Origin of the sequence: Pedobacter riviphilus (assembly GCF_014692875.1) — a bacterium.
Classification (GTDB): Bacteria; Bacteroidota; Bacteroidia; order Sphingobacteriales; family Sphingobacteriaceae; genus Pedobacter; species Pedobacter riviphilus.
Genome location: NZ_CP061171.1, coordinates 4,211,495 through 4,237,823 on the forward strand (window position 1 = coordinate 4,211,495; position 26,329 = coordinate 4,237,823).

General features: G+C 37.4%; 22 protein-coding genes. All 22 read right to left on the reverse strand.

Annotated elements, in window-relative coordinates; translation table 11 throughout:
* Nucleotides 1-128 precede the first annotated feature (128 nt).
* Nucleotides 129-530 carry a DUF983 domain-containing protein gene (locus H9N25_RS17220; protein ID WP_167297136.1) on the reverse strand — a complete coding sequence of 134 codons (402 nt, stop codon included), beginning with the start codon at nucleotides 528-530 and terminating at the stop codon, nucleotides 129-131.
* 4 nt (nucleotides 531-534) lie between these two features.
* Nucleotides 535-807 (reverse strand): hypothetical protein, encoded by a 273-nt coding sequence (locus H9N25_RS17225; RefSeq protein WP_190326677.1) that lies wholly within the window; start codon nucleotides 805-807, stop codon nucleotides 535-537.
* Between the two features lie 118 nt (nucleotides 808-925).
* Nucleotides 926-2,278: a DUF4302 domain-containing protein gene (locus tag H9N25_RS17230; protein ID WP_167297138.1), complete on the reverse strand. Its 1,353-nt coding sequence runs from the start codon at nucleotides 2,276-2,278 to the stop codon at nucleotides 926-928.
* A 10-nt stretch (nucleotides 2,279-2,288) separates the two neighbouring features.
* Complete coding sequence (locus H9N25_RS17235; RefSeq protein WP_190326678.1) at nucleotides 2,289-3,674, reverse strand: substrate import-associated zinc metallohydrolase lipoprotein; 1,386 nt, start codon at nucleotides 3,672-3,674, stop codon at nucleotides 2,289-2,291.
* Nucleotides 3,675-3,679: 5 nt separating this feature from the next.
* Nucleotides 3,680-5,149, reverse strand: coding sequence for a RagB/SusD family nutrient uptake outer membrane protein (locus H9N25_RS17240; protein WP_190326679.1), 1,470 nt, complete (start codon nucleotides 5,147-5,149; stop codon nucleotides 3,680-3,682).
* Nucleotides 5,150-5,161: 12 nt separating this feature from the next.
* A complete protein-coding gene (locus tag H9N25_RS17245) occupies nucleotides 5,162-8,785 on the reverse strand; it encodes a SusC/RagA family TonB-linked outer membrane protein (protein WP_190326680.1) in 3,624 nt (1,207 codons plus the stop codon).
* A gap of 349 nt (nucleotides 8,786-9,134) precedes the next feature.
* On the reverse strand, nucleotides 9,135-10,295 hold the full coding sequence (locus H9N25_RS17250; protein ID WP_190326681.1) for a FecR family protein: 1,161 nt from the start codon (nucleotides 10,293-10,295) through the stop codon (nucleotides 9,135-9,137).
* Between the two features lie 60 nt (nucleotides 10,296-10,355).
* Nucleotides 10,356-10,955 (reverse strand): RNA polymerase sigma-70 factor, encoded by a 600-nt coding sequence (locus tag H9N25_RS17255; RefSeq protein ID WP_190326682.1) that lies wholly within the window; start codon nucleotides 10,953-10,955, stop codon nucleotides 10,356-10,358.
* 208 nt (nucleotides 10,956-11,163) lie between these two features.
* On the reverse strand, nucleotides 11,164-11,709 hold the full coding sequence (locus H9N25_RS17260) for a DUF420 domain-containing protein (RefSeq protein WP_167297144.1): 546 nt from the start codon (nucleotides 11,707-11,709) through the stop codon (nucleotides 11,164-11,166).
* A gap of 66 nt (nucleotides 11,710-11,775) precedes the next feature.
* Nucleotides 11,776-12,471 (reverse strand): SCO family protein, encoded by a 696-nt coding sequence (locus H9N25_RS17265; protein ID WP_190326683.1) that lies wholly within the window; start codon nucleotides 12,469-12,471, stop codon nucleotides 11,776-11,778.
* Nucleotides 12,471-12,824 carry a cytochrome C oxidase subunit IV family protein gene (locus H9N25_RS17270; RefSeq protein ID WP_167297146.1) on the reverse strand — a complete coding sequence of 118 codons (354 nt, stop codon included), beginning with the start codon at nucleotides 12,822-12,824 and terminating at the stop codon, nucleotides 12,471-12,473. Before H9N25_RS17270 ends, H9N25_RS17265 begins: the two co-directional genes overlap by 1 nt.
* 25 nt (nucleotides 12,825-12,849) lie before the next feature.
* Nucleotides 12,850-13,563 carry a cytochrome c oxidase subunit 3 gene (locus H9N25_RS17275; RefSeq protein ID WP_167297147.1) on the reverse strand — a complete coding sequence of 238 codons (714 nt, stop codon included), beginning with the start codon at nucleotides 13,561-13,563 and terminating at the stop codon, nucleotides 12,850-12,852.
* A gap of 31 nt (nucleotides 13,564-13,594) precedes the next feature.
* Nucleotides 13,595-14,161 (reverse strand): cytochrome c oxidase subunit 3, encoded by a 567-nt coding sequence (locus H9N25_RS17280; protein WP_190326684.1) that lies wholly within the window; start codon nucleotides 14,159-14,161, stop codon nucleotides 13,595-13,597.
* Between the two features lie 15 nt (nucleotides 14,162-14,176).
* A complete protein-coding gene (gene cyoE / locus H9N25_RS17285; RefSeq protein WP_167297149.1) occupies nucleotides 14,177-15,085 on the reverse strand; it encodes a heme o synthase in 909 nt (302 codons plus the stop codon).
* A 12-nt stretch (nucleotides 15,086-15,097) separates the two neighbouring features.
* Nucleotides 15,098-16,156, reverse strand: coding sequence for a COX15/CtaA family protein (locus H9N25_RS17290; protein WP_167297150.1), 1,059 nt, complete (start codon nucleotides 16,154-16,156; stop codon nucleotides 15,098-15,100).
* A gap of 81 nt (nucleotides 16,157-16,237) precedes the next feature.
* Nucleotides 16,238-18,118 (reverse strand): cytochrome c oxidase subunit I, encoded by a 1,881-nt coding sequence (locus H9N25_RS17295; protein ID WP_190326685.1) that lies wholly within the window; start codon nucleotides 18,116-18,118, stop codon nucleotides 16,238-16,240.
* Between the two features lie 23 nt (nucleotides 18,119-18,141).
* Nucleotides 18,142-19,371 (reverse strand): cytochrome c oxidase subunit II, encoded by a 1,230-nt coding sequence (locus H9N25_RS17300; protein WP_167297151.1) that lies wholly within the window; start codon nucleotides 19,369-19,371, stop codon nucleotides 18,142-18,144.
* A 69-nt stretch (nucleotides 19,372-19,440) separates the two neighbouring features.
* Nucleotides 19,441-20,664, reverse strand: a complete 1,224-nt coding sequence (locus H9N25_RS17305; RefSeq protein WP_167297152.1) for a quinol:cytochrome C oxidoreductase — start codon at nucleotides 20,662-20,664, stop codon at nucleotides 19,441-19,443.
* Between the two features lie 14 nt (nucleotides 20,665-20,678).
* A complete protein-coding gene (locus H9N25_RS17310; RefSeq protein ID WP_167297153.1) occupies nucleotides 20,679-21,284 on the reverse strand; it encodes a c-type cytochrome in 606 nt (201 codons plus the stop codon).
* Entirely contained in the window at nucleotides 21,256-21,792 is a 537-nt protein-coding gene (locus H9N25_RS17315) for a DUF3341 domain-containing protein (RefSeq protein ID WP_090498415.1), read from the reverse strand. Before H9N25_RS17315 ends, H9N25_RS17310 begins: the two co-directional genes overlap by 29 nt.
* Nucleotides 21,793-21,794: 2 nt before the next feature.
* Nucleotides 21,795-23,267, reverse strand: coding sequence for an NrfD/PsrC family molybdoenzyme membrane anchor subunit (nrfD, locus tag H9N25_RS17320; protein WP_167297154.1), 1,473 nt, complete (start codon nucleotides 23,265-23,267; stop codon nucleotides 21,795-21,797).
* Between the two features lie 26 nt (nucleotides 23,268-23,293).
* The gene (locus H9N25_RS17325; protein ID WP_190326686.1) at nucleotides 23,294-26,326 is read right to left on the reverse strand and encodes a TAT-variant-translocated molybdopterin oxidoreductase; all 3,033 of its coding nucleotides are present in this window, start codon (nucleotides 26,324-26,326) and stop codon (nucleotides 23,294-23,296) included.
* Between the last annotated feature and the right edge of the window lie 3 nt (nucleotides 26,327-26,329).

Genomic DNA, 26,329 nt, shown 5'->3' on the forward strand with positions numbered 1-26,329 from the left:
CGTTCACTGAGCATTAGTTTATTGGTAATTGTAAACTACAAATTGGTTCATTGTTTAATCGTCGCCAAACACGTATCGTTAAGCACCAAACCAACAGTTAACCGATTTATACAGTTTATACAGTTAACCTAATTCTTATCGTAATATGGCTTATACTTAATGTTCGGCGATAAAACATGGAGTAGTATAATTCTCGAATATCGATAGTTAAATGGGTACAGGATAAAACAACCTGCAAAAATAACAATCAGATAGGGCCAGAATGTTTCATCGGTAAGTGGTCCGAAAACTAAATAGGTGATAAAACTGGCGATTAGCATCTCTATTACATTCATGGCATAGCTCACGTACATGGCTGCGTAAAAATAACCGGGTTCAATCTCGATCCGCTGCGCACAATGGCCACAAATTTCTTTGGTATGCTGTATATTCCAGCCATACATGCTACCTGTAAAAATATCACCCCTACGACAATGCGGACATTTACAATGCACAATGGCGTAAACCTTTGAGGTAGTTTGATCAGACATGCTTTTAATTTAAATTAAAAGGTTCTTTTTTCATATTGAGGTGAATATTCTTTTTGCGGTATTTTTTATACCATACCACACCTACAATAACAGCCATTAAATAAGGAAGAGATAAAAGATACAATACGCCTGTATTTAAACCTGCTGTTTGTGTATTACCATTTTTAACACCTTGCTCAGCATTAATGGTACACATAGAACATTGGGCATTAACATTGGGGCTTATTGCAAATGTTAGTACCAATACAAACAGGATAAAAATTGCTTTCTTTTTCATTCGTCACAAATATAAGAATTAAACGCTTGGAGGGGTTTAAAAATTATGTCATAAAAAAACCCTTGCTTTTTAGGGCAAGGGTTACGGGAGAGATGGATTAAAATTTAGATTCTAATAATTATAATGTTCCATATATAAACGAACTGGCATCAGCGGTGCGATAAAGGCCGCCAAGTGTAGGGCTATTCGGGTTAGTACTGGAAACCCAATCAATTTTAAATGGCCCGGAGACTATATAATCTGCTAATGGTTTTACCTGAACCGCTCTTGTTGTCCAGTTATTGTCGGATGTTACCACAGGTATATTATCTAGGGTAATCACGTCCCCGTTCCGTGTATAATTAAAATTAACTGTAGCTGTAAAAGCCGATGTTCCAGACATATATGCCACAGCTACCGAAAATGTAGTGTTACTAGCCAAAGAAAATGTAGTAGAAACAACAGATCTTCCGCTTGCAGTAAACAATGCCAGCATTTGATTGTATGCCGCATTAAATCCTGAGGTAACCCCTGTAGCCAAGCCTGAAGTAGGTATGGTTATTTTTTTATATGGGAAAGTGGTTGGAAACCCGAACAACAATGATAGCGGTGTTAACGGAATCGGGCTCGATTTAATAATGTATTCTTTTCCGGTATTATCGTAAAATGCCAATGTATTTGCGTCTTTCCAACCCATTTTTACAAAGGTTGTTCCGTTATATACTAAACCCGCGCCCAGTAAATCAGCTCCATCGAGCTTAAACGCAAATTTTGCAGTACCCGACGCGGTAGAAGTACCATCGGCTAAAACCCCTGTAAAACTAACTCTTTTACCTGCGGCTAAATTATTGGAGAAGTTTAAAGACATACCGGCTTTTAACGTATTACTTCCATCAGCAACCTCAACATACGGATTTTTGATATTTGCAAAAAAGGCTTTTATTTTATCCATAGATGCCTTTAAACCAGCGGCTTCATATGCCGTTTTTTGTGCAGCAGTAGCTTTAACCAATTTAAATGGCTGCCTATATTTTTTCCCAATAAAAACAATACTGTCGCCGCTCATTCTATCGTATGTAAATTCTATATCACTACTATATCCTATTTTAGAAGCACCTCCAAGTATTGCCGCATTTGGATCGTCTAGCATTGAGATATAGTTATAGGTATCGAAAACAAGCTCTGTACCAATATCCTGCTTAACCCGGTAATTTGATGTGCCTACTACCGATGCCGATTGATCTGTCAAATCACCATACATCGTCGTATTTTGCTGATTATCAAAAGTTATATAAAAAGAATAACCGCCGCCTGCTAATGTTGGTAACGTTGCGATCCAACCATTAGTAGCTGATGTAAGGGTCGATGAAACCAAAGCTATCTGCTCACCAGTCCTTTCTTGGGGAGTTTTCTCAAACACCGCTACATATGATGTCTTTTTGCAGCCTATAAGCGTTGCCAACACTGCAATTAAAAATAATATTTTTTTCATTTTCAATAATTTAGTAGGCTAATGATCCATAAAAATAATTTGTTGCAGCATTTTTTACTGAAAAACCACCATATTTCATGTAGTTGGCTGCATTTATACCAGTAGGCATCCAATCTGCAATAAAAGTTTTACCCGTTAGGTACGCTTGCAACGAATTCGTAAAAGCTGTTGTAAAGAGAGCCGCATTTGCATAGGTCCCTGTTGTACCTGCCTGTGCTACCTTAGTAAAGGTTACCTCACCGGTTGCAGCGTTTACTGTATAAGTAAAAGTATAATCAGCATTAAATTGAGTTCCTCCAGCTGCAGCCGTAAAAGGAATTCTTACAGTAGCCCCCGTTTGTGAATCGAAGAGAATCTGCATGTTATCCATATGATATTTTGCACTGCTACTATAGGCTAAAATTGCTGCTTTCATTTGATTGTAAGGAGTCTTAAAATCATCAGAAATTCCGTAATTAGTGTAAAGATCAGATTCTAAATTAATTGTTAACGACGAAAATTGCTTTCTTCCTAACCAATATGGGAATCTTGATTCATTCAGGTTAATTCCTTTCATATACAATTGAACCTCTCTTTGTAACTCTTTAAAATTTACACCCAAATTATTGAAGTAATTAATTACATTAAGTTCTTTTTGTATCAATCTGTTTTTTCCGTCTGCCGATGCGGTATTAGCCCAGTTATCGTACCACACCTGTCCGTTTATTAATAACCAGCTAATGGTTTCTGCATAATCTTCTGTTGGCTGTCCACTTGCATAACTGGTAACAAATCCATTCTGATGAGCGGTTTCTGTTGGTGTATCAGTATAAGGTTGTTTATAAAAACCTTTTGAGATACTTTCCCAATCAGTTGGAATCGGAATGATTTGATTTAAGATATGTCCAAATTCATGGTGCATAATCCTCTGCCTGTCCCAGGCAAAAAACTGACCTGCCGGAAGCGGCTGATATTCATTTACCCCATATAGCGTGATTCTACGTCCCCCTGAGGCTGTACCCGCTACTCCGGGATCACTAGTATTTGCATAAGAATAAGATCCAAACAAAACCCACTCCTTAGGCATATAAGTTTTGGAGAATGTTGAGCCAGCCACTTTCCGGTAAGGACCAATAAATCCATCCAAAACGATCTGCATAGTTGGCTGGATATTTTCAATTTTGCTTGGCACTACATTAGCAGTATTCCCATGATAATACCGATTGTAACGATAAATTACATCAATATTATATTCATCCAAAAAATTCGATTTTAACCACTGATCCAACGCGGTGTTGGTTCTTGGATCGTCAGCATTAAAGCTGCTATAATCTACATTGAGTGTTTCAGTTTTACGACAAGAAAAGGACACACAAATAAGAAGAATAAGTATGTTAATTTTAAATATATTTTTCATCTTAATTATCTTGGATTTTGTTCAACGCCTGACAATTTAACTTCTACCGGTAACTGAAAAATTCGATGCGGATCCCCAGGCTTTAGTTCTGCAAAAGTTTCAACAGCAGTAATATCTATTGTATTATGAACAACAGTTAAATCACGACGGATAATATCAAACCATCTTAAGCCTTCCTGTAAAAATTCGGCTTTTTTAGCGTCTAAAATAGTCTTAATCAGGCCTTGTTTTGGGCTGGAAATACTTGGATAATAATTAGCAATTTTTGTTAAGTTAATTGCATCGTTAGCCAGGCTATATCCCACTATTCGCACACTGTAAAAATCGTTGATATCCTTCAATGCCTGATCATTCATACCCAGTTCAGCATAAGCCTCAGCTCTGTTCATCAAAGCTTCATCTGTTGTAAATGCTGCAAATGTGAGATAAGGGTAACCTATATCAGGGCTTGTATAAAAGAAATTTTCTTTAAATTTATACATGGTATAGTTTGGTACACTATACTGTAATATAGAATTGGCCAACGTTTTACCTGTAATATTTCCTGCCGCAGAAAACATTTTCTGCAATTTTGCACCAAAGCCATGGCGTGGACTGGTAAAACGGGCATAGGTAGAGTAAGTCCCAATTAACAACAGATTATATTTCTGTCCGCTACCCATATAATTTGTCCTGTGTTCTTCAGCTGTATAGGTTCTTAATGTAGTAGAAACAGGGCGTATATTGTTTACGAAATCATTAGCAGGCACACACAAAGTAGCGTGATCAATAACTTGTTGCCATTTGCCCATAAACAAATAGAAACGAGCAGCAAAAGCATGTGCAGCGGCTGGTGTAAAATGGTATTTTGGAACTTTATAAGCTGATGCTGAAAGTAATTTCATTCCAGTTTCCAAATCTTCCTTAATCCTCGCGTAAGTAGTGGCAACAGTACCTCTGCTATAGGGCTGTATTACTTTTGTTTCTGGCCTGTCAACATAAGGAATACCCGGAGAATCATTTGCTCCATCAATTTGATAAGGCTTCGCAAACAAATTAACCAGCATAAAATGTGCGTAAGCTCTACAAACTAAAGCTTCGCCTTTATACGGTAATGCTCCTGCACCAAGATTATTAGTTTCAATAGACTCCAAAGCCTGATTAGCAGATGCAATTGCTTCATAACACGCATTCCAATATGCAGTAGATGTATTGGTCCCATCACCAATTAAATCTTGCCAAGCATAAGGGATATCAATAGCATCATTAGTAGTACCAATACCAGCTCCCTTATCTTCAGCATTATCTGAGGAAGCTTCTGTAAATGTCAAATAATCTCTTGATGGATAAGCAGTTGAAACCAACTGAGACAGCTTCTCAACAGTATTAATTTCTGCACGATTATCTGGGACTTGTTCTAAATATTTTTTGCACGATGGCATTGAGAACAACAATGCAACGGCAGCTATACTGAGTGATATTTTGTTTAATTTCATAATTTCCTTCAATTAAAACCCAACTTTTAATGATAAGGTGTATTGTCTGGCAACTGGTAAGGCTACACCACCTGAATTATAGAATTCAGGATCCTGACCATTTAATTTTTTATCTGAATAAAGCAGCAATAGGTTATTACCTACAAGCGAAACTGAAGCTGCTGACATGCCAAGTTTAGAATAAATACTCTTAGGCAGGTTATAACTTAAAGATATTTGTCTTAGTTTGATATAATCTCCTTTTGCTACACGCTCGGTCGAAAAGTTATATAAATTATAAGGGTATCTTACATCAACTACAGCACCTTTAGAATCTACAATTTTAGAAGCAGAAAGCGGATCTAAAATAGCAGGAACAGTAGTAAACTTTTCATCGCCTGGCATTACCCATCTGTTCAGTTCATCACGGCTCATCGCAGATATATCGTTAAAATTGCTTTTTACATTAGGATTTAATCTGATCACATTTCCGGCAGAAAACCCAAGCAAAGCTGATAATGTTAAATTCTTATAAGAAAACTGGTTATAAAAACCTCCTGCAAATGTCGCATCTAAAGGTCCTTCATATTTTAGCTGAAGTAAGTTATCATCCTGTAAATTCACATAAGTTGTAGGTTTACCATCGGTTCCCAAAAACATTGGATAACCATAATCATGGTTTAAACCAGCAAACTGGATAGAGAACAAACTGCGTTGCGGGTAGTTAAGTACCGCCGAACCATTATTAGAGACAGATTTGAAAATACTTGGATCGATCTCCAGGTCTTTTACTTTGTTTTTATTGATACCGAAATTAAAATTGGTTGTCCATTTAAAATTTGGATGATCTATTGCCTTACCCATAATGGCCAATTCAAAACCTTGGCCAGACATGGCTCCATAGTTAGCAATTTTGGTGTACTCCCCCCCAATACCCGAGGTTTGTATCGCACCGATTAAATCATAAATATTCCTTTTGTAATATTCGACAGTGAAATTAATTCTGCTTTTTAACAAAGCTAAATCTAAACCGATATTTAAATCCTTAGCTTTTTCCCAGGTTAACTCTGAGTTTTCCAAATTAGAAATAAAAATCTGCGCTTCCTGATCTCCTAAACTAGGTCTTCTTGAAACCTGATTATAAAACACTGCTGCAGAGTTTGTGGCATTACCAATACTCGCTACTAAACCATATGATCCGCGTAATTTAGCACCAGATAGGATATCGCCTTTTGGCCAAAACTTCTCATCGCTAATATTCCAGCTGGCCGATACATTCCAGGTTGGTAACCATCTTGCTGTAGCTGTCCTGCCCAACTTATTTGAACCATCATATCTTCCTGAAAATTTTACGGTGTATTTTTCATCATAGGTGTAAGCCGCATTACCGAAAAAAGCACTATATCTTTCAAATTCGTTGCCCATACTAAAGTAAGGTTTACCTTCTTCGGCAGCCTCTTTAAAATATTTGTAATATGGCGTTACCAAACCCCCGTTATCAAACTGATAGCCCACCCCATCAAAAGCTTCTCTTTGACGATCGATATAACGAACTTCCATGGCACCAAAAGCTACAAAATTATGCTTGGCATTAAAGGTTTTATTAAACAAAAGGTTTTGTCTGAAATAATAACTTTTTAAGTTGTCGGTTGAAGTTTTGTAAAAACCACCACTCGGTAAAACACTAATTGGTAAACTTCCTGGTAAATCCGGGTCCGTATAAAGATTTCCATTACTTTGCGAAGAGGTAGCATCATCAACAGTTCTAAAAGAGGTAGCCATATTTGAGCTTTCTAAAATAGAAATCTGCGATTCAGACTTTACAAAGCGGTAAGCACCATTAACCGAATAGGTTAAGCTAGGAAGGATTTTATAATCGATATTTCCCTGAACTTTAAAATCTAATACACCTAGTTTTAGGTAATTGGTATTTAATTCGTTTAGTATGCTAAAAGGAGCGCTGTTTTGTCTAAAATATTCATAATTACCATTTTCATCAAAAGCCGTAAGCATCCTACTGGTATTTAAAGCGTATGAATAAGGATTAATATCAAAATTGCGGAAATAATTACCATAAACAGGGTCAGATTGTAGCGCTGTTGCGCCCGGTGCTTGTTGATTACGTACCGAACCAGTACTTAAAAGCTCTGCACTCAATTTATGTGTTAAATTAAAGTTTGCGCGATAGTTTCCTGTAAACCTACTTACACTATTACCAATTGTTACGCCATTATCTTTCGTAAAAGAGGTAGAAGCATAACTTTTAAACTTTTCGGTACCTGAGTTTATACTTAAAGAATGTTCTTGTTGCAGTGAATTTTTAAACAATACATCAAACCAATCAGTATTGGCATTAGCATACCTGCTTAAAAAAGCGATCTTATCGGCACTGGTATTTTTTAAGGCAAATGAATTGGTTGCCGGATTATAATCATACAACATGTTGTACATTTTATAAAATGGACCACCGTTAACTCCTCTCGATGCCTCTGGTATCTGATAATACCCTTTATTTTGCATTTCAATTAGAACAGCCATCTGATCGGCTGAATTCAGGATATCAAAATCAGCATAACTTGGTTTTGCATAGGTTGTGAAGTTACCTCTATAGCTGATTTTTGCTGCTCCTTCGGTTAACTTACCTTTTTTAGTCGTTACTACAATTACCCCGTTCATAGCCCGGGCACCATACATACCAGTTGCAGCTGCATCCTTCAGAATGTTGAAACTTTCAATATCATCAGGGTTTAAACCTGCCACAGATGATCCGATTAGTGTACTTGCATCTCCTGTAGTCAAAGCTTCGTTTGAAATATTAACCACATCTTCTAAAATAATCCCATCAACCACCCAAAGCGGCTTATTATCACCTGAAAATGAGGTTGCGCCACGAACACGGATTTTAGGGGCGGCTCCAAAAGTACCGGAAACATTTTGTATCGTTACCCCAGCTACCTGGCCCTCCAGCATCCGGCTTACATCTGTAACCCCGGCTCTTTCGGCATCTGCAGCTTTGATTAGTGTTGAAGCTCCGGTAAAAGTTTTCTTCTCAAGCGTTTGGTAACCGGTTGAAACTACATTTACCTCCTTGAGCTGAGCAGCATCCTCCTCCAAAGTAACATTGATAACGGTTTTGGAACCGATCGGTACCTCGAGTGTTTTATAGCCAATATAATTGAAGGTTAAAACAGCCCCCTCTTTTACCGAAATGGTATAATCACCCGACGCATTAGTTGATACTGCATTAGCAGCCCCTTTTTCACGAACACTGACCCCAGGTAATGCCGACCCACTTTTATCTCTTACTTTACCTGTTATTTTTACCGCAACAAAATACCCAATCACTTTATCTATTAACGATTTGTCTTTGGGCTTAATTAAAATGGTTTTATCTTCAATGGTATAGGTTAAATCATTTCCTGCAATAATTTTGGCCATTACTTCCTCAATGGTCGAATTGCTAAAATTTGCATTAAAGGTAGTGCTACTGCTTATTTTATTGGTAGAGAGCAGTACATCATAACCAGATTGCTGTCTGATTTCCCTGAACATTTTCTCTAATGTCACATTTTTTTCCTTTAATGTAACCAGCTGGCCAAATGAAGCTGCACTTACCTGCATTAACGAGGCAAGCAATATGACCGTAACTAACTTCATAAGCAATAGCAATTTAGGTATGTAGCGTCGATGCGTACATAAAATTCTAATATAAATTTTGTACATTTAATAGTCTGTTTTTGTGCGAAGCGCAATAAAGTTTAGACGCCAAAAAGCGTTTCGCGGTTATCCAAGAAATAATTGATTTTTAATCGATTCCGGTTTACGGAATAGCTAAACAGATAATAAAGGGGGTGTTGCAAGCACTCCTTTTTTATTTATTCAACTTTTGATCGTCAGGAGTTTTGTCGAAGTATATTCATTAGTTGTTAGTGGTTTTTAGGTTATTGTTGATTAATTAGTTTTGTTTTTAGAGATAAAGGTTAGTTACGTCTTCATCTTTTTTCGGTTATTCTTTATAGACAATAACTTTATTGCCTTTAATATCAAAGCGTACTTCACCAGTTTGTTCAAATTTGGTTAGCACTTTCGATATTTTCTCAAAACGGCTTACCGTTCCGTAGTACATTACATTTTTTGCATCTGCATCTGCATATTCTATTTCTACATTATACCAACGGGCAACTTTACGTAAAATACTTTCTTGCCTTTCATTGTTAAACATAAAATAGCCTTTTTTCCATGCTATTGCTTCATCAACATTTACTTCTTTTATCGCTATCCCCGAAACAGATACCAGCGATTGTTCTCCAGGTTTAAGCACCTCATGCTCATTAGTCGTATTATGCGAAACACGTACACTTCCTTCGAGCAAAGTGGTTTTAGTTACCTTTTCATCTTTATAGCTATTAATATTAAAGTGCGTACCCAATACCTCAACAGATTGTTTATCGGTTTCTACAATAAAAGGATGTGCTGCATTTTTAGCTACTTCGAAATAAGCTTCTCCATCTAATTTAACTACACGCTGTTTAGCGGTTCCGATATTTAACGAATATTGGATAGAAGATGCTGCATTTAACCAAACCGTAGAACCATCGGGTAACTGAATCTGCCACTCGCCACCATTTGGAGTCGAAATGGTATTTAATCTGGTATCATTCACATTTTCTGATCCGGCAACATTATACACCAATTGTCCATCGGCAGTTTTAGTAATTGAGAAACCAGCTTCTTTAACCACATCGCCTTTCATCGCGTCTGAAAGTGAAATTTTCTTTCCATCGGCCAGGGTGAGAATAGCCTTATTTTTTCCCGGCGCCACGTCGGTAGCAAAAACATGCTCTTTCTTTTTCTGTAGAGAGAGGTAAGCCGTAAATGAAAACACAATAAAAACAACTGCAGCTGCAGCCCATTTTAAGCTGTTCATTAAAATCCTTTTAGGCGATGCGGTTGGTTTGTCTACCGCCAGAATTTTATTTAAAACCGGATTCCATTTTTCATCAACAACATTAACCGCATGTTCTTCCTCCTCGATAATCATTTTCACGATTTCGTCAGAAAGCAATGAAGTGCTATCTTCCGCCAAAACTAAAAGTTCTTCCCTTTCGGCCTGGCTTAAGGTCTTAGCGGTAAACTGTTGTAAGAGATAATGTATACGTTCTTCCATAAAGATTCTGATACTAAGAAGCAGCAAAAGAAAATTAGGACTACTCGGATATTATTTTTTTTATTTTATTTTCAAAAAGAAAAAAACAATTGGGAAAAAGAATACGATTCCGTGTTGATCGAGGTGTATACGTATCGATTTCAATGCAATTACAAGGGCATTTTTAACCGTATTAGGTGAGATATTGAGTATTTCTGCAATTTCAGGTATAGTTTTACCATCACGCCTGCTCAATTGGTATATATTTTTACGTTGATCAGGCAGTTTTTCGACAGCAATAGCAATAATTTTCGTTACCTCATTTAAATTAATCGTTTCTACAGTATTGTTATGGCTATTTTGTTGCTTGGCCACAAATGCATCAACAACTCTATCTTCTTTTAATTTTTTGCGTAGGTAGCTTAAACATTCGTTAGAAACATATTTATATAGATAAGCTTTCACATTATCCACTTCTGCTAGTTTATCGCGATTTAGCCAAACCCTTAAAAATGAATCTTGAATAATTTCCTCTGCTGCATCATCAGATTTAGTAAACTTAGTAGCAAAGACCTGGAGTACAGGAAGGTATTTAAAGAAAAGAACAGAAAAAGCCTGCTCATCACCTCCTACGATTTTATCAATCAGGGCACGTTCTTTATCCACATTGCTTACTGCCATAAATTAGTTTCATCATAATTGCCTTGTATTTCATTTTCCGAGGCGTAATAGATAAATTAATAGAAAACTAAAACTATTTAGTTTAACCATAATACAACTTTATAACCAAATATACAGATTAAGAAATTTTGCGCGCCAAAAAAATGTATTAAAAATAAAAGCCTTACTTTTAAGATAAGGCTTCATTTATTGTTTAATGCTTCTAAAGCTATTGGTATTGATAATACGGCGAAATCATCAGATAAACCACTACACCGGTTACTGCAACATAAAGCCATAGTGGAAAAGTAATCCTGGCAATTTTTCTATGACGGTCGAAACGCGCTGCCAGTGCTCTTACATAAGTAACCAATACCAATGGAATAATGGCTATCGACAACAGGATGTGCGTTAACAAAATAAAGAAATATACGTATTTAATTGTACCCTCTCCACCGAATTTGGTAGATGGGGTAGTCATGTGATAAGCAATGTACATCACCAAAAATAACAAAGAGCAAGCAATAGCTGTTTTCATTAAATTTTGATGCAGGTTTATTTTGCCGTTTTTAATTGCCCATACGGCCACTACTAATAAAACGGCTGTTATCCCATTAATGGTAGCATATATAGGCGGCAAAAAAGGCAGGGGTGGCGCATCGATACCAAGATCTTTTAGCTTTACCACAAATAAAAATGCTACTGCAACAGGAATAAAAATGGATAGGATAATGATCCATTTACTGTATTTTTTCTCAATCGGGCTATTTTCCATGAGTTTTTTAATCTCTCTTATATTATTATTTTATGTATCGACTTCGGAGTCTGAACGCTAAACCAATTACCTACCGTCTTTAACATTCCTTAGATATTCGGCTATAAGAACTTTTATTTCATCTTCCAACCTAGCATTTGCTTCAGCACTATCTGCATCATAAATACCCCTTATACGGTGTAAATTATCGATAAGCACTATTTTATTGCTAAAGATGAAATTTGTTTTATCTTTCGTTTCATCTGCAACTACATCGAGTAACAAACCTTTTCTAATTAGCGGATAGGTTTGAATGGTATCACCTACCAAAAAATCCCATTTTCCAGCTTTTGCCTTAAACTGTTCGGCAAAATCCCTTATTCTACTTCCATCAAGTGGATCAACAGACAGACTTAAAAACTTAACTAAAGGTTTCTGCTCATAGCCATCAGCTAGTTTTTTAACGTAGTTACTTGTTCCTTGATTGTTTGCACCAGTATAAAATATATTCAGCACCACTATCTTGTTCTCCAGCGATTTCCAGGTAACAGTATCCTTATGCTGGTTTACAAGTTTAAAATCAGGAACCAGGTGATAAATGGTATCAGGAATTTTCTTCCCTTTTACACTATGGAAAGTTGACGCTACTATCTTTTCACCAAAGATTGGTAAACTCTTATACCGGTTTTTAGCGAAGTGTGGCAATAAGTAAAAAAACAAAAATCCCGGTATAGCTAAAATGCTTACCAGGATTATTACCTTTTTTATAGGACTTCTTTTCATTAATGATTCATCATGTGGATATTTAAGAACCCACCTTCTGTTAACATTAAAACAATAAAGTAAATAATGAAAATAAATGATACCGTTAATGCAAGCTGTAAGCCTAATTTCTCATATTTTAAGTGCATAAAGTATGCTACGATATAAAATGCTTTTAATAGGGTTAATACGATATATACATAGTTACCAATATGCTGGGTCATATATCCTTTTGGGATTAATACGAGTGCAATGATAAACTCAATTACGGTGATTAATAAAAGTATACCGAAAACTTTCCAGATTTTACCTTTTGATAAACCTGCGTGATCGTCGTGCCCGTGTTCTTCTGTTGTGTGTGTGTGCTCTGACATAAAAATATTTTTATAATATGATAAATTAAACCAAATAGAAGAATGTAAATACGAACACCCATACTAAATCTACAAAGTGCCAGTATAAACCAACTTTTTCTACCATTAAATAATGTCCTCTCTTCTCGAAAGTTCCATTAATAGTCATGATTAAGATAATGATGTTAATGATTACTCCACTAAATACGTGGAAACCGTGGAAACCTGTAATGGTAAAAAATAAGTTTGCAAATTGTTGTGCAGCAACTAATGATACATCTTCTGGCTTAAGGAAAAAGTGTTTTAATTCTTCTGCCGAAGGAATATGTCCCCACCAGAAACCATCGTGGTGTAAGTGAGTCCACTCAATTGCCTGACAGCCTAAGAACATGAAACCACCAATAATGGTTGCAATCATCCAGCCGATAACTTCTTTTTTAGAACGTCTGTGACCTGCCTCTACAGCTAAAACCATAGTTACCGAACTCATGATTAAGATAAACGTCATGATACCTACGAAAACCAATGGAGCGCCATGTTCTGCAATACCTGGGATAGATTGGAAAACCTTATCTGGAGCTGGCCATGTTAATTTAGAAAAACGCTGAGCGCCGTAGTAGATCAATAAAGATGAAAAGGTAAAAGCATCTGACAAAAGGAAAAACCACATCATGATTTTACCATATTCTACCGACCACGGAGAACGACCACCATTCCATGGTCCGGTTTTAACTTGATCTAATTGTGATACTGCATTCATTTGGAAATAGTATAATAGTTTGTTAACAAATTTAACGGTTCAAAAGTAAAAAAACATACAGATATATCCATAATATATCTATAAAATGCCAAAAAATAGAAGCGATTTGCATTCTATACTGGACTTTGGCAACAGGAAGGCTTTTATAGCTACCTGCTAAAGCATTAATAATAAGGCCAACCCCTGCAATAATATGCAATAAGTGCATACCCGATACCACATAAATAAAAGAAATGGCGGCATTGTTACCCACTAAGGTAGCGCCTGTTCTTACCATGCTTCCCCATGCATTAAACTGCATTACGCCAAAAGCTATGGCCAATATAACGGTAACCCAAAGCAGGTTACGCTGTAAGCTAAAATTAAGTTTGCGTAGCGCCTTAGCCGCTAAAAACAGGGTTATACTGCTTGCTATAATCACCAGGCTCGAGTAAATAAATGCGTCGGGCAATACTAAACCATGCCCTTTACCTTTAGATGCGGCAAACACCAGGTAATAACTGGTAAAGCCCCCAAACATAATGCTAGATGATACTACAAATAGCCAAACAATAAACTTTCTGGGTTTTGGATCAAATGTATCCTGGATTTTTTCCATTGTGATAACCATAAGTTATTTTGCTATAAAATTTAATAATAAACCCAACTGTACGGCCGGGATGTAAAAAAACGAACAGAACATCACTTTCTTTGCATCAATCAGTTCTCTGTTCATTAAAAGTTTAAAAGCCAGCCAGCTAAATATCAATCCGGCTATTAAGGATAAACCTGCAATGTAATAACCGCCAAAACCATAAATGGTTGGCAATAAACTTACCGGAATTAAAATCAGCGTACTTAAAAAAGTAAGCAATGCCGATGTTTTATCTCTTTTTTTGGTTGGTAACAACCTGAAACCAGCTTTTTTATAATCATCATCCAACACCCAGGCAATGGCCCAAAAATGAGGGAACTGCCATACAAACTGGATCAGGAATAAAATAACGGCAATATTGTAGTCGATTGCATAAAACATTTCAGACTTTAAACTACCAAAGGCAGCTAAATAACCGATAAGTGGTGGCAAAGCTCCGGGTATTGCACCTACAAAAACAGCAATCGGCGATTTTCTTTTCAATGGTGTATAGGCAAAAGCATATAACAGGATCGAAAATACGGATAACAGACCGGTTTCGAGGTTTAAATGTCCCAATAACCAGGTACCTAAAAATGCCATAAACACGCCTAAAATTAATCCTTGTCCAGTAGTCATTCTACCTGCTGGCATAGGACGGTCTTTAGTCCGCGACATTAACTTATCCAGGTCTTTCTCTATAATTTCGTTAAAGCAGTTTGCAGCAGCGGTTACTAAAAAACCACCAGCAATTAAGATTAACCAGTTTCCCCAATCAATAGTAGGAATATGACCTCTCCCTACCTGCATTTTCTGTCCGATCAAAAAAGAGATGGATGCCGAAAACACTACCGTAAACGATAGCCTGAATTTGATAAGTTTAGAAAAATCTGAAAGATATTGTTTCAATTTTCTTAAATATTATTGTTTATATGTACTTGTTCGGTAAACCAATAAGTACAGGTAAAACTGTAAACTAAATAACAGCGTAGAGAACAAAATATGCAATGCCTGCGCTGCCGATGGAAAAGCTATATATGCTAATGCAAAACCACTTAATAACTGTATGAGGAGCGTTATTAACATAAACCTTGCGGTTAACAACGGTGCAGCTTTACCACTAAAACGGTCGATAACCATTTTATACACTACTGCATTGGCAATTACTACGAGAATAGCTAAATCACGGTGATAAGAGAATACTTCTCCTACTTTCGAAATCCATGTATGCTTGCTTCCGTAAGAAAGCGATTTTGCAATCACATCTACCGCTTCTCTAACCTCGGTTCCTAAAACAATTTGAACGATACTAATTACAAGGGTAAAGAACAAAAATCCCTTTAGCCACGCTATACGGTACATAATTACAGAAGGCGCTTTGTTTAATTGCTTTGCGTAATTATAGGTATAAATAGATATCGCTAAAATAACTAATGCCAATAACATGTGTACAGTTACCACCCATTGCGTTAGGTTGGTAGAAACTACTATCGAACCTAACCAACCTTGGTAGCCTACTACAAAAAGATTTAAAATACTGAGTACAATAATGCGTTTGGCTGTTTTACGGTAGGCAAAAGAATAAACTACTGTTAAAAACAGGAATATTCCAGCTGCTACCCCAGCCAATCTGTTCAAGTATTCAGTCCAGGTTTTAGTTGGATTAAACTCTTCAGGTACGGTTATACTTTTATCGTGCCTAATACTATCAGCTAAGGCTACTTTACCCATACTTTCCAAGTATTTGGCAAATTTCTCATTCTTTTTTAACCTACCTGCAACGTATTTTTCTTTATAGTTAGCAGGAAGCTGCGATACATCAGTTGGCGGGATATAACGATCGAAACATTTTGGCCAATCCGGACAACCCATACCTGATCCGGTACTGCGTACAATACCACCGGCAAGTATAACCAATAGTGTAACTACGATGGTTATCAGATTAATGCTAATGAAACGTTGTTCTGATCTGCTGACCATATATCTATTAAGATGAAAAGGGTATCCGGATAAGCAGAAACTTAATCAGATACCCCTTTTAAAATTTTATTTTAGCTTAAACTAGCCTTTGTTTTCTGCAACAGGGTTAGCTAATTCCCAATCCTGCTGTATTTTTTCCGCTTCTTCATTTCCTTCAAAATCGTGAGGTAAATTAGAGCTCATCGTTTGAGAGAAAGGAACAGTTTGAGGGATAAAGTCTGCATCATGTCCTGGTTTACTATAATCGTAAGGCCATCTGTAAACAGTTGGGATTTCTCCTGGCCAGTTACCATGTAAGTGTTCAACTGGTGCAGTCCATTCTAATGTATTAGCTTCCCAAGGGTTTTGAGGAGATACTTTTCCTTTGAATATTGAGTAAAAGAAGTTAAATAAGAACGCTACCTGAGCAAGTGCTGCCATAATAGCTGCCCATGTTACAAATACGTTAACCGTTAACCATTTTTTCATAAACTCAAATTCGGTAAATGCATAGTAACGACGAGGTACACCATCTAAACCTAAGAAGTGAAGTGGGAAGAATACCAGGTAAGCTGCAATAAAAGTTAACCAGAAGTGTAAATATCCTAATTTAGCATTCATCATTCTACCGAACATTTTAGGGAACCAGTGATAAACACCTGCAAGCATACCGAAGATTGCTGCAGATCCCATTACCAGGTGGAAGTGAGCAACAACAAAATAGGTATCGTGTAAGTTAATATCTAACGATGCATTTCCTAAGAAGATACCAGTTAAACCACCAGAGATAAAGAATGATACCAAACCGATAGCGAATAACATTGCTGGAGTGAAACGGATGTTACCACGCCATAATGTTGCTAAATAATTAAAGGTTTTTACTGCCGATGGTACTGCAATGATCAACGTAGTAATCATAAACACACCTCCCAACAATGGGTTCATACCGGTTACAAACATGTGGTGACCCCAAACGATGAACGATAATACTGTAATACCAATTAATGAGTAAACCATTGCATGGTAACCGAAGATCGGTTTACGCGAGTTTACAGAGATAACCTCAGATGAAATACCCAATGCCGGCATAATTACGATATATACCTCAGGGTGACCTAAGAACCAGAATAAGTGTTGCCATAAAATTGGAGAACCACCTTCGTTTGGTAAAATATCAGTACCCATTACAATATCCGACAAATAGAAACTAGTTCCAAAACTACGGTCGAATACCATTAATACCACACCAGCTACAAGAACAGGGAATGATAAAATACCTAAAATAGCAGTCAAAAAGAAAGCCCAGATGGTTAATGGCATTTTCCAAAGGTCCATACCTTTAGTACGCATGTTTAAAACTGTACTTACATAGTTAATACCACCCATTAAAGATGATGCTACGAAAAGTACCATACTCACTAACCACAAAGTCATACCCAATCCCGATCCTGGCATTGCCTTGGCAACAACAGATAACGGTGGATAAACCGTCCAACCACCAGATGCAGGACCTGTTTGGATAAAGAATGATGACATCATGATCACACAGGCCATAAAAAAGAACCAGTATGAAAGCATGTTTAAGAATGGCGAAGCCATATCTCTTGCCCCAATTTGAAGTGGAATAAGTAAGTTACTAAATGTACCACTCAACCCGGCGGTTAGTACAAAGAATACCATAATGGTACCATGAATGGTTACCAAAGCAAGGTAGAAATCGGGTTTAATACGACCACCTTCAGCCCATTTACCTAAAAATGTTTCTAAGAATGGGAAGTTTTGATCTGGCCATGCCAATTGAATACGGAATAAAATTGATAAGCCCATTGCTATTACCGCCATGATAATACCGGTAATCAAAAATTGCTTAGCAATCATTTTATGATCCATACTAAAGATATACTTTGAAATCAAAGTCTCTTTATGATGCCCATGATCAGCGTGATCGTGATTGTGTTCGTCGTGTAATGCTATTGTTGACATAATTCGTTCGCTCCTGCTTAATATTATTTATTTAAAGCCATTTGGTTAGTTTTTACAGCTGCTGAATCTTTAGCTGCTGAATCTGCTACTGATTTTACAGCTGCAGGTGCCACTGGCAAATTAAATTGTTTTCTTAAATCATCGTTTAAGTATGTTTTCTGTTCAGCTATCCAAGTTTTATACTCGGCCTCAGAAACTACACGTACAACCTTTTGCATATTGTAGTGACCAGATCCACAGATTTTAGCACAGAAGAAAAGGTACTTGAAGTTAGGATCGTTAGTTTCTTGCTGCATTTCTGCAGTAGTTTTTGTAGGCGTAAACTCAAAGAAAACCCGCATACCCGGTACTGTGTTTAACTGTACTCTGAAGTGTGGCATGTAAAAACTGTGAATTACATCTTTACTGGTTAAAATCAGTTTAACCGGTTTACCAACAGGAATCACCATCTCATCAGCCATTTCGTCATCACGAGAGTTGATATCTTTAAAATCAATACCCAATGGGTTAGTAGCTGTAGTTAATTTGTAGTTTTTGTTCCCAACTATACCATCTGCTCCAGGGTAACGGATAGACCATTTAAACTGCTCAGAAGTAACTTCTATCTGTAAAGGCTTGTGGTTTGGATCTTCGACTTTGAAGAAAATAGATCTCCAGGTTAAGAAACCCATTAATACCAAAACAGTTAATACTAAAGCCGGAATAATCGTCCAGATTTTTTCAATTGTATTATTGTGTGGATAGTAGTAAGCTTTTCTTTTAGCAGAATATTTATAGATATAAGAAAATCCGAACAATAAGATATGTGTAACGACAAATACAATAGTGGTAATGATTAATGTTAAATTAAACATCTTATCAATTTTCTTTCCGTGCTCAGATGCTGCATCAGGAAGTAACATTGACCCATGCACTGTATATTCCCAATATACACCATACAAACCGATCACCAAAAACAGCGCAAATAAACTTGCGTGAACCCTGTTCCAGTTAATGCCAACAGGTTTGCCTTGTGCTTCGCGGCTTAACTCATACACTTTTATTGCTTTACCAATAATTGCAATGAATAAGCATACAGCAAGGAAAACCAGAATATAAAATATTACCGATTTATAAACCTCGCCCATATCAACTTTCGGTGCCGCGGCAGCACCTGCTGCATCTTGCGCAAATACGCTAGTGTTTGCAAAAACAGTAATCAATACTGCTAAAGCTGCGGTCGTTTTATTCGTTATAAACTTTCTTAAACTCATTTTCTTAAAAGTAGTACGCTGTACTGCTAATTATAATAATAATTAAATATTTGCTTTATCTTATCACCTCTACAGTTGATGATGCAAACTTTCTTGTAATAATGGGTGGTTCTTTGCAATTAAAGGTTTTTTGCTTAATGATGTTAAAACCGTAAAGGTAAACAATCCTACGAAACCTAATGCAGTACCTATTTCAATGATACCGAAACCATTATGCCCTTCTTCTACCGTTCCTGGCATAATCATTTGGTAATAATCTACCCAGTGACCTAACAATACCACGATAGCAACGAACAATAATTTTGCATCTGTTCTTTTGTTATCTCTATCCATTAATAATAATACTGGTGCTAAGAAGTTCATGGCAAGGTTTAAGAAAAACCAAAACTTGTAGTACTCAAAGCGCTTGTAGAAATATACCGTTTCTTCAGGCATGTTTGCATAGTAGATCAATAAGAATTGAGCAAACCATACATATGTCCAAAAGATAGAGAAACCAAAAATAAACTGGCCTAAATTGTGCAAGTGGCTATTGTTAACCCATTGCATATAACCCGCTCTTCTTAATAAAATAAGAATAATTGCAATAGTAGCTAAACTGCTTACCCACATAGCGGCGAAGTTATACCAACCGAACATGGTTGAGAACCAGTGTGCTTCTAACGACATGATAGTATCAAAGGCAAATACTGGAGTGGTAAAACCATAAATTACCAGGAAGATACAAGCGTTTTTAAAGCTTTTTCTGTACGAATTTAAACCACCTGCTAAATCTTCATTATAAGAAAACTTAACAAACATGATCGAAAATATACTGTAGATACCTAAGAACACCACTTGGCGGCCTAAGAAGAAAGGCACATTTAAGAATACCGATTTACCAGCAATAATGGCATCGTAATTAGGGCTACCCTCTACGGTTAAACCCTCTGCATGCCAGTGGTGGTATAAGTTATGTGTGTACAAACCTGCCGAAATTACGACAATGAGTATTACAGCTGCAATAGGCAAAGTTTTTGCCATAGCCTGCGGTACACGTAAAATTGATGCAGACCAACCTGCCTGAGCTACATATTGAACAGCCAGGAAAAATGTACCCGACATACAAACGCATGCAAAGTAATATGCCATAAGCAACAGGTTAGCAAAAGTACGCTCGTGCATCACTTTATCCCCAGCTAAAAACCCATAAGCAATAGCTGCGATACCTAGTGCGATACCAACGATGCTTAATGTTTTTACTTTACCTGTAAACTCAAACTGTTCACTAAAATTAATATTGTGAGTTCCCATTTATATTTGCTTTACTATTGTCCTTTTTGTAATTGTTGAACATACATCACCACTTTCCAACGATCTGTTGGTGAGATTTGCGAAGCATGCGAGCCCATGTTATTTACACCATAAGTAATGGTATGGTAAATTTTACCTGCGGTAAGATCGGCCATGTTACCACCTCTAGATGAGGAACCTGTTTGATAAGCAGGTACACCACTAAATTTCTCAATTTTAACTAAGTGTCCCTGTCCATCGCCTTTTTCTCCGTGGCAAGGGCTACAGAAAACGGTAAATAAGTGTTTACCCTGAGCTAAATTAACAGTATCTACTGGTAAAGGGTTAACCATGCTCACACCTGCTGCCTCATATCCTTCTTTTGTATTAGGATACTCATCATATTCAGTAAAACCTACCGGTTTAGTATGTGCAGGTGGCAACTGGGCTGTTTTACCATCTTTAAAATTTTTGTTTGGTTGGTCCGGATTGTAAGCAATCGGATCATACATGTTTCTGGCATATTCTAAGCCAGTACTGCGTTTATCTTTACAAGCAGAAAAGGTAGCTGCAAAAGCGATAGCTAAAAACGCTGTGTAAACAAATTTATTCTTATTCATAGCTAATGTACTTCCTTTCATTATACTTTATTTCTAAAGCACCTGCATCTTTTAATAATCCATCAATTACAGTATGTTCTACATTGTCTTTTGCATCAACTGCAATAACAAAACGATCATCAGTAGCACGTAAATCCATTACTCTTGGTGCTCTTCCTGGAAATAAGTGAGTAGATGCATAATAAGTTAACACCATACCGAAAGCACAGAATAATACTGTAAGCTCGAACATTATCGGAATAAAATCCGGTAATGCAAATGATGGTTTACCACCTATGTTTACTCTCCAATCGATAACTGCGCAGAAATAAATCAAAGCGAATGCACAGCAAGTACCGGTAATACCAAAGCAAAATGCTGCGATATCGATTCTAGATCTTTTAATTCCTAATTTGGCTTCTATTCCGTGTATAGGCATTGGTGTGTATACATCATAAATGCTGATGTTATTTTCCTGAAGTTTTTCGATGCCATGCATCATTTCGTCAGGATCGCCAAAGCTGCCTAAAATATATTTGATATCACTCATTGTTATATTTTTGCGTAATCTTCTTGTTTAACACTATCAAATTTTTCTAAAGACTCTACGTATTCTGCAACGTATTCTTTATTCTCATGCCCTTCTTTAATCTGTTTCATTTTGGCTTGCTCACTTGCAGTTTTTAATAATAATTTAACCTCTGCTATAGCGATTGATGGCAATACTCTTAAGAATAATAAGAATAAGGTAAAGAATAAACCAATTGAACCTACGAATACACTGATATCAACCCATGTTGGATAGAACATTGCCCAACTTGATGGAATATAATCGCGGTGTAATGAAGTAACGATAATTACGAAACGCTCAAACCACATACCTACGTTTACTACGATTGATAGAATCCAGGTAGCTTTAATGCTTAAACGGATCTTTTTGAACCATAACAACTGTGGAGAGATTACGTTACAAGTCATCATCATCCAGTACGACCACCAGTAAGGACCAGTAGATCTGTTGATAAATGCGTATTGCTCATACTCAGAACCTGAATACCAAGCGATGAAGAACTCAGTTAAATAAGCCACACCTACGATTGATCCGGTTAAGATGATGATTTTATTCATCGACTCGATGTGGAACATAGTGATGTAGTTTTCTAATCCCAATACTTTACGTGCAACCAACAATAAAGTTAATACCATCGCAAATCCTGAGAAGATCGCTCCTGCCACGAAGTATGGAGGGAAGATGGTAGTGTGCCATCCTGGAATTACCGATGTTGCAAAGTCCATTGATACAATGGTGTGTACCGAAAGTACAAGTGGCGTAGAGATACCGGCTAAGATTAACGACACCGCTTCGAAACGTTGCCAAGTTTTAACACTTCCACTCCATCCAAAAGAGAAGATAGAATAGATTTTTCTACGTGTACCCACTGCACGGTCGCGGATGGTAGCGATATCTGGTAATAAACCTGTGTACCAGAATAATAATGATACAGAGAAGTAAGTAGAGATCGCAAACATATCCCATACCAATGGCGAGTTAAAGTTTACCCAAAGTGAGCCGAATTGGTTTGGTAAAGGTAAAACCCAATAAGCTAACCATGGGCGGCCCATGTGCGATACCACATAAGTAGCGGCACAGATAACGGCGAAGATAGTCATCGCCTCTGCCGAACGGTTGATGGAGTTACGCCAGTTCTGACGGAAAAGTAATAGTACTGCCGAAATTAGTGTTCCAGCGTGACCGATACCTACCCACCATACGAAACCGGTGATATCCCAAGCCCAACCAACTGTTTTATTTAAACCCCATGATCCGATACCATTCCAGAAAGTGTAGCTTACTGCTACTACCCAAAGTAAAGCACCTAATGCGGCAACGATGAAACCAATCCACCAAGCCTTGTTTGGCTTGTTCTCTACCGGACTTAAAATATCATCTGTAATTTTTGCATACGTGATGTTATCTCCGGTAATTAATGGTTCTCTAAGTATTGATTCGTTATGTCCTGACATAATTTGTATTTTCTTTATACTAAAGCTTACGCTTGCACTGTTGTATCTGTATTTCTAATTTTTGTCATGTAGCCGATACCCGGTTTCACATTGATCTCTTCTAATACGTAGTAGATACGCTCAGAACGTAATGCTTTTGAAACCTCTGAATTTGGATCGTTTGCATCACCAAATACAATTGCATTTGCTGAACAAGCTTCCTGACAAGCCATTTTAATATCGCCATCTTTTAATGGACGTTTCTCCAATTTAGCTTGTAATTTGCCACCTTGTATACGTTGAATACACATAGAGCATTTTTCCATTACCCCTCTAGAACGTGTAGTTACATCAGGGTTTAAAACTAATTGAGTAAACTCGTTATTTAAATAGTTATCGAAACGTGAATCGTTCCAGTAGTTAAACCAATTGAAACGACGCACTTTGTACGGACAGTTATTTGCACAGTAACGTGTACCTACACAACGGTTATAAGCCATGTGGTTTAAACCATCACTTGAGTGTACAGTTGCCAATACCGGACAAACTGTTTCGCAAGGTGCGTGATCACAGTGTTGGCACAACATTGGTTGGTGAACAACAGAAACGTGATCTAAGTCTTCTAACTTAGCAATTTCTTTCTCTCTCGTTACATCACCATCCTTAGTTTCGTAGCTATAGTAACGGTCGATACGGATCCAGTGCATTTCGCGACGACGGCGAACCTCATCACGGCCTACAACAGGAATGTTATTTTCTACGTTACAAGCAACAATACAAGAACCACAACCTGTACAGGCATTCAAATCGATTGCCATAACCCAGTTGTTACCTGGTTTTTCATATTGATCCCAAAGATCGTAATCTTTATGCTCGCCCTTTTCGTTGCCCGCTCCAGGATTTTTCAGATACTCCTTAAAGGTAGCCTCTTTAATCACTGCACGACCTTCGAAAGAGTGGTGAGTTTGTGTTTGAGCCAATTCGTAGTATCCACCTGTTGGAGTGATGGTTACCGAAGTAGCGTATTGCATTGTTCCATTAACAAAAGAAACAAAAGGGAAAGCATTTTTACCTACATCGTTACCGGCTTTACCAGTTTTGGTACGGCCATAACCTACGGCGATAGATGCAGTTCCTTGTGCTTGTCCTGGTTGGATCAATACCGGAAGATCTACTGAATATCCGTTGCTGGCTTTAACAGTTACAACATCAAATTCTTTAACCTTTAATTTTTCAGCAAATTTTGGCGCAATGGCAACAAAGTTATCCCAGGTTACTTTAGAAACCGGATCAGGTAACTCTTGCAGGAACGCGTTGTTGGCATTCTTACCATCACGCATCGGGATGTTTTCGTAAACCTGTAACTCTACTTCTTTAGCCAAAGCTTTGCTGCTATTGGTAATTGAAGTAGCTACTGCAGCTAACGATAAAGTGAAGCTGTAAGCAGCAGCAGCTTTTGCAGCTGTTGTAACCACACCTTTCTCTAACACCTCTTCCCATTTCAAACCTGCAGCTGGTAATACTTTAGCTTCCCAGTTGCTGCGAACAAACTGATAGTAATCTTTAACAGGAGCATCAGCCCAGGTTAATAAACTTTCTTCTGCCTGACGGCTATTGAAAACCGGGTTAATGGTTGGCTGAACGATAGAATAATATCCTTCGTAAGCGTTTGCATCACCCCATGATTCTAAGTAGTTGTGGTTAATGGCAATTGCATCACAAAGCGTAGCCGTTTCATCAGCACGGTCTGAGAATGAAATTTTCGCCGGAACTTTAGCTAAAGCATCAGTAAATGCTTTCGGGTTTGCAGCATCGTAAGCAGGGTTGCTGTTTAAGAATAAAACTGCACCAACTTCGCCACGACCCATTTCAGCAACTAAACCATTAAATTCGGCATCGTTACCAGCATATAGGTAGCAAGGATTATCTAAATCGATAGTAGTACCATAACTTCCGATAGCGGCGTTAATGGCATTTACTAAAATTTGTGTAGAAACATCGTTCGAACCACAAACTACAAGGCCTTTACCTTTAGCTTGCAATAATTCTTTAGCAACCAATTTAATTACTTTATCAGCTGTAGCATTATTACCTAATGTTCCTCCAGGTAAAGCCTGACCAGTAATTGCGTTGTATAAAGCGATTAATGCAGGGCCTTCTTCTGATAATTTAACCGGAATACGGGTATCTGCATTGGTACCTGTTAAGCTCATTCCACTTTCGAACTGAATGTGGCGGCTCATTTTTTTATTTGCTAACGATTTGTAGTTACGGTTAGCTGTATATTGAGCAGTAAACTCTTCTCCGCTAATCCATGTACCTAAGAAATCGGCACTGAAACTTACAATTAAATCGGCCTTATCAAAATTGTATTTAGGTAAAACGGCTTTACCGAAACTGTTTTGGTTCGCCTGGATAATACCAGTATAAGAAACCGCATCATACTGAACCAATTTAGCAGCAGGGTATTTGGTCACAAACTGTGCAATTACTGCATTAGTTGATGGGCTATTTACCGTTGATGCTACAATACGGATTTTCTTCCCACCCGCCTGTGCTTTTGCCAACTCGCCTTTTACATAGCTGTCGATTTTTGCCCAGGTAGTTTCTTCAACCTGCCCACCTTTTACTGTAGCAGGTGCTTTTAGTTTAGATACATCGTATAAATCTAATACAGAAGCCTGCGCTCTTGCATCGGTACCGCAGTTAAACTGACCCGCATTAGGATTTGGTTCAATTTTAATCGGACGGCCTTCTCTTGTTTTAACCAAAATACTCTGGCCATTAAAGCTAGAAGTATAATAGTTAGGAATACCTGGAGTTACTTCTTCAGGTTTTACCAGATAAGGAATTGATTTTTTTAACGGTGTACTTTGGCAGGCAGCTAATGTAACCGCACCTAAACCAAAACCTAACGCCTTTAAAAAGTCGCGGCGTGGGGTAACGGTACTTAACCCTGCTTCATTTAAAACATCTTCTATTGGAAGTGGCTCGGCGAATTCGTTTTTGTTATTCTTAACAAAATCGGGTGTATTGTTATACTCCTCTAAGCCTTTCCAGTATTTTTTATTGCTTTCCATTTA

Bases quoted from the DNA above. Each gene is read 5' to 3' on its own strand.
- H9N25_RS17220 (WP_167297136.1), bottom strand. From the start codon at position 530: ATGTCTGATCAAACTACCTCAAAGGTTTACGCCATTGTGCATTGTAAA.
- H9N25_RS17225 (WP_190326677.1), bottom strand. From the start codon at position 807: ATGAAAAAGAAAGCAATTTTTATCCTGTTTGTATTGGTACTAACATTT.
- H9N25_RS17230 (WP_167297138.1), bottom strand. From the start codon at position 2,278: ATGAAAAAAATATTATTTTTAATTGCAGTGTTGGCAACGCTTATAGGC.
- H9N25_RS17235 (WP_190326678.1), bottom strand. From the start codon at position 3,674: ATGAAAAATATATTTAAAATTAACATACTTATTCTTCTTATTTGTGTG.
- H9N25_RS17240 (WP_190326679.1), bottom strand. From the start codon at position 5,149: ATGAAATTAAACAAAATATCACTCAGTATAGCTGCCGTTGCATTGTTG.
- H9N25_RS17245 (WP_190326680.1), bottom strand. From the start codon at position 8,785: ATGAAGTTAGTTACGGTCATATTGCTTGCCTCGTTAATGCAGGTAAGT.
- H9N25_RS17250 (WP_190326681.1), bottom strand. From the start codon at position 10,295: ATGGAAGAACGTATACATTATCTCTTACAACAGTTTACCGCTAAGACC.
- H9N25_RS17255 (WP_190326682.1), bottom strand. From the start codon at position 10,955: ATGGCAGTAAGCAATGTGGATAAAGAACGTGCCCTGATTGATAAAATC.
- H9N25_RS17260 (WP_167297144.1), bottom strand. From the start codon at position 11,709: ATGGAAAATAGCCCGATTGAGAAAAAATACAGTAAATGGATCATTATC.
- H9N25_RS17265 (WP_190326683.1), bottom strand. From the start codon at position 12,471: ATGAAAAGAAGTCCTATAAAAAAGGTAATAATCCTGGTAAGCATTTTA.
- H9N25_RS17270 (WP_167297146.1), bottom strand. From the start codon at position 12,824: ATGTCAGAGCACACACACACAACAGAAGAACACGGGCACGACGATCAC.
- H9N25_RS17275 (WP_167297147.1), bottom strand. From the start codon at position 13,563: ATGAATGCAGTATCACAATTAGATCAAGTTAAAACCGGACCATGGAAT.
- H9N25_RS17280 (WP_190326684.1), bottom strand. From the start codon at position 14,161: ATGGAAAAAATCCAGGATACATTTGATCCAAAACCCAGAAAGTTTATT.
- H9N25_RS17290 (WP_167297150.1), bottom strand. From the start codon at position 16,156: ATGGTCAGCAGATCAGAACAACGTTTCATTAGCATTAATCTGATAACC.
- H9N25_RS17295 (WP_190326685.1), bottom strand. From the start codon at position 18,118: ATGTCAACAATAGCATTACACGACGAACACAATCACGATCACGCTGAT.
- H9N25_RS17300 (WP_167297151.1), bottom strand. From the start codon at position 19,371: ATGAGTTTAAGAAAGTTTATAACGAATAAAACGACCGCAGCTTTAGCA.
- H9N25_RS17305 (WP_167297152.1), bottom strand. From the start codon at position 20,664: ATGGGAACTCACAATATTAATTTTAGTGAACAGTTTGAGTTTACAGGT.
- H9N25_RS17310 (WP_167297153.1), bottom strand. From the start codon at position 21,284: ATGAAAGGAAGTACATTAGCTATGAATAAGAATAAATTTGTTTACACA.
- H9N25_RS17315 (WP_090498415.1), bottom strand. From the start codon at position 21,792: ATGAGTGATATCAAATATATTTTAGGCAGCTTTGGCGATCCTGACGAA.
- nrfD (WP_167297154.1), bottom strand. From the start codon at position 23,267: ATGTCAGGACATAACGAATCAATACTTAGAGAACCATTAATTACCGGA.
- H9N25_RS17325 (WP_190326686.1), bottom strand. From the start codon at position 26,326: ATGGAAAGCAATAAAAAATACTGGAAAGGCTTAGAGGAGTATAACAAT.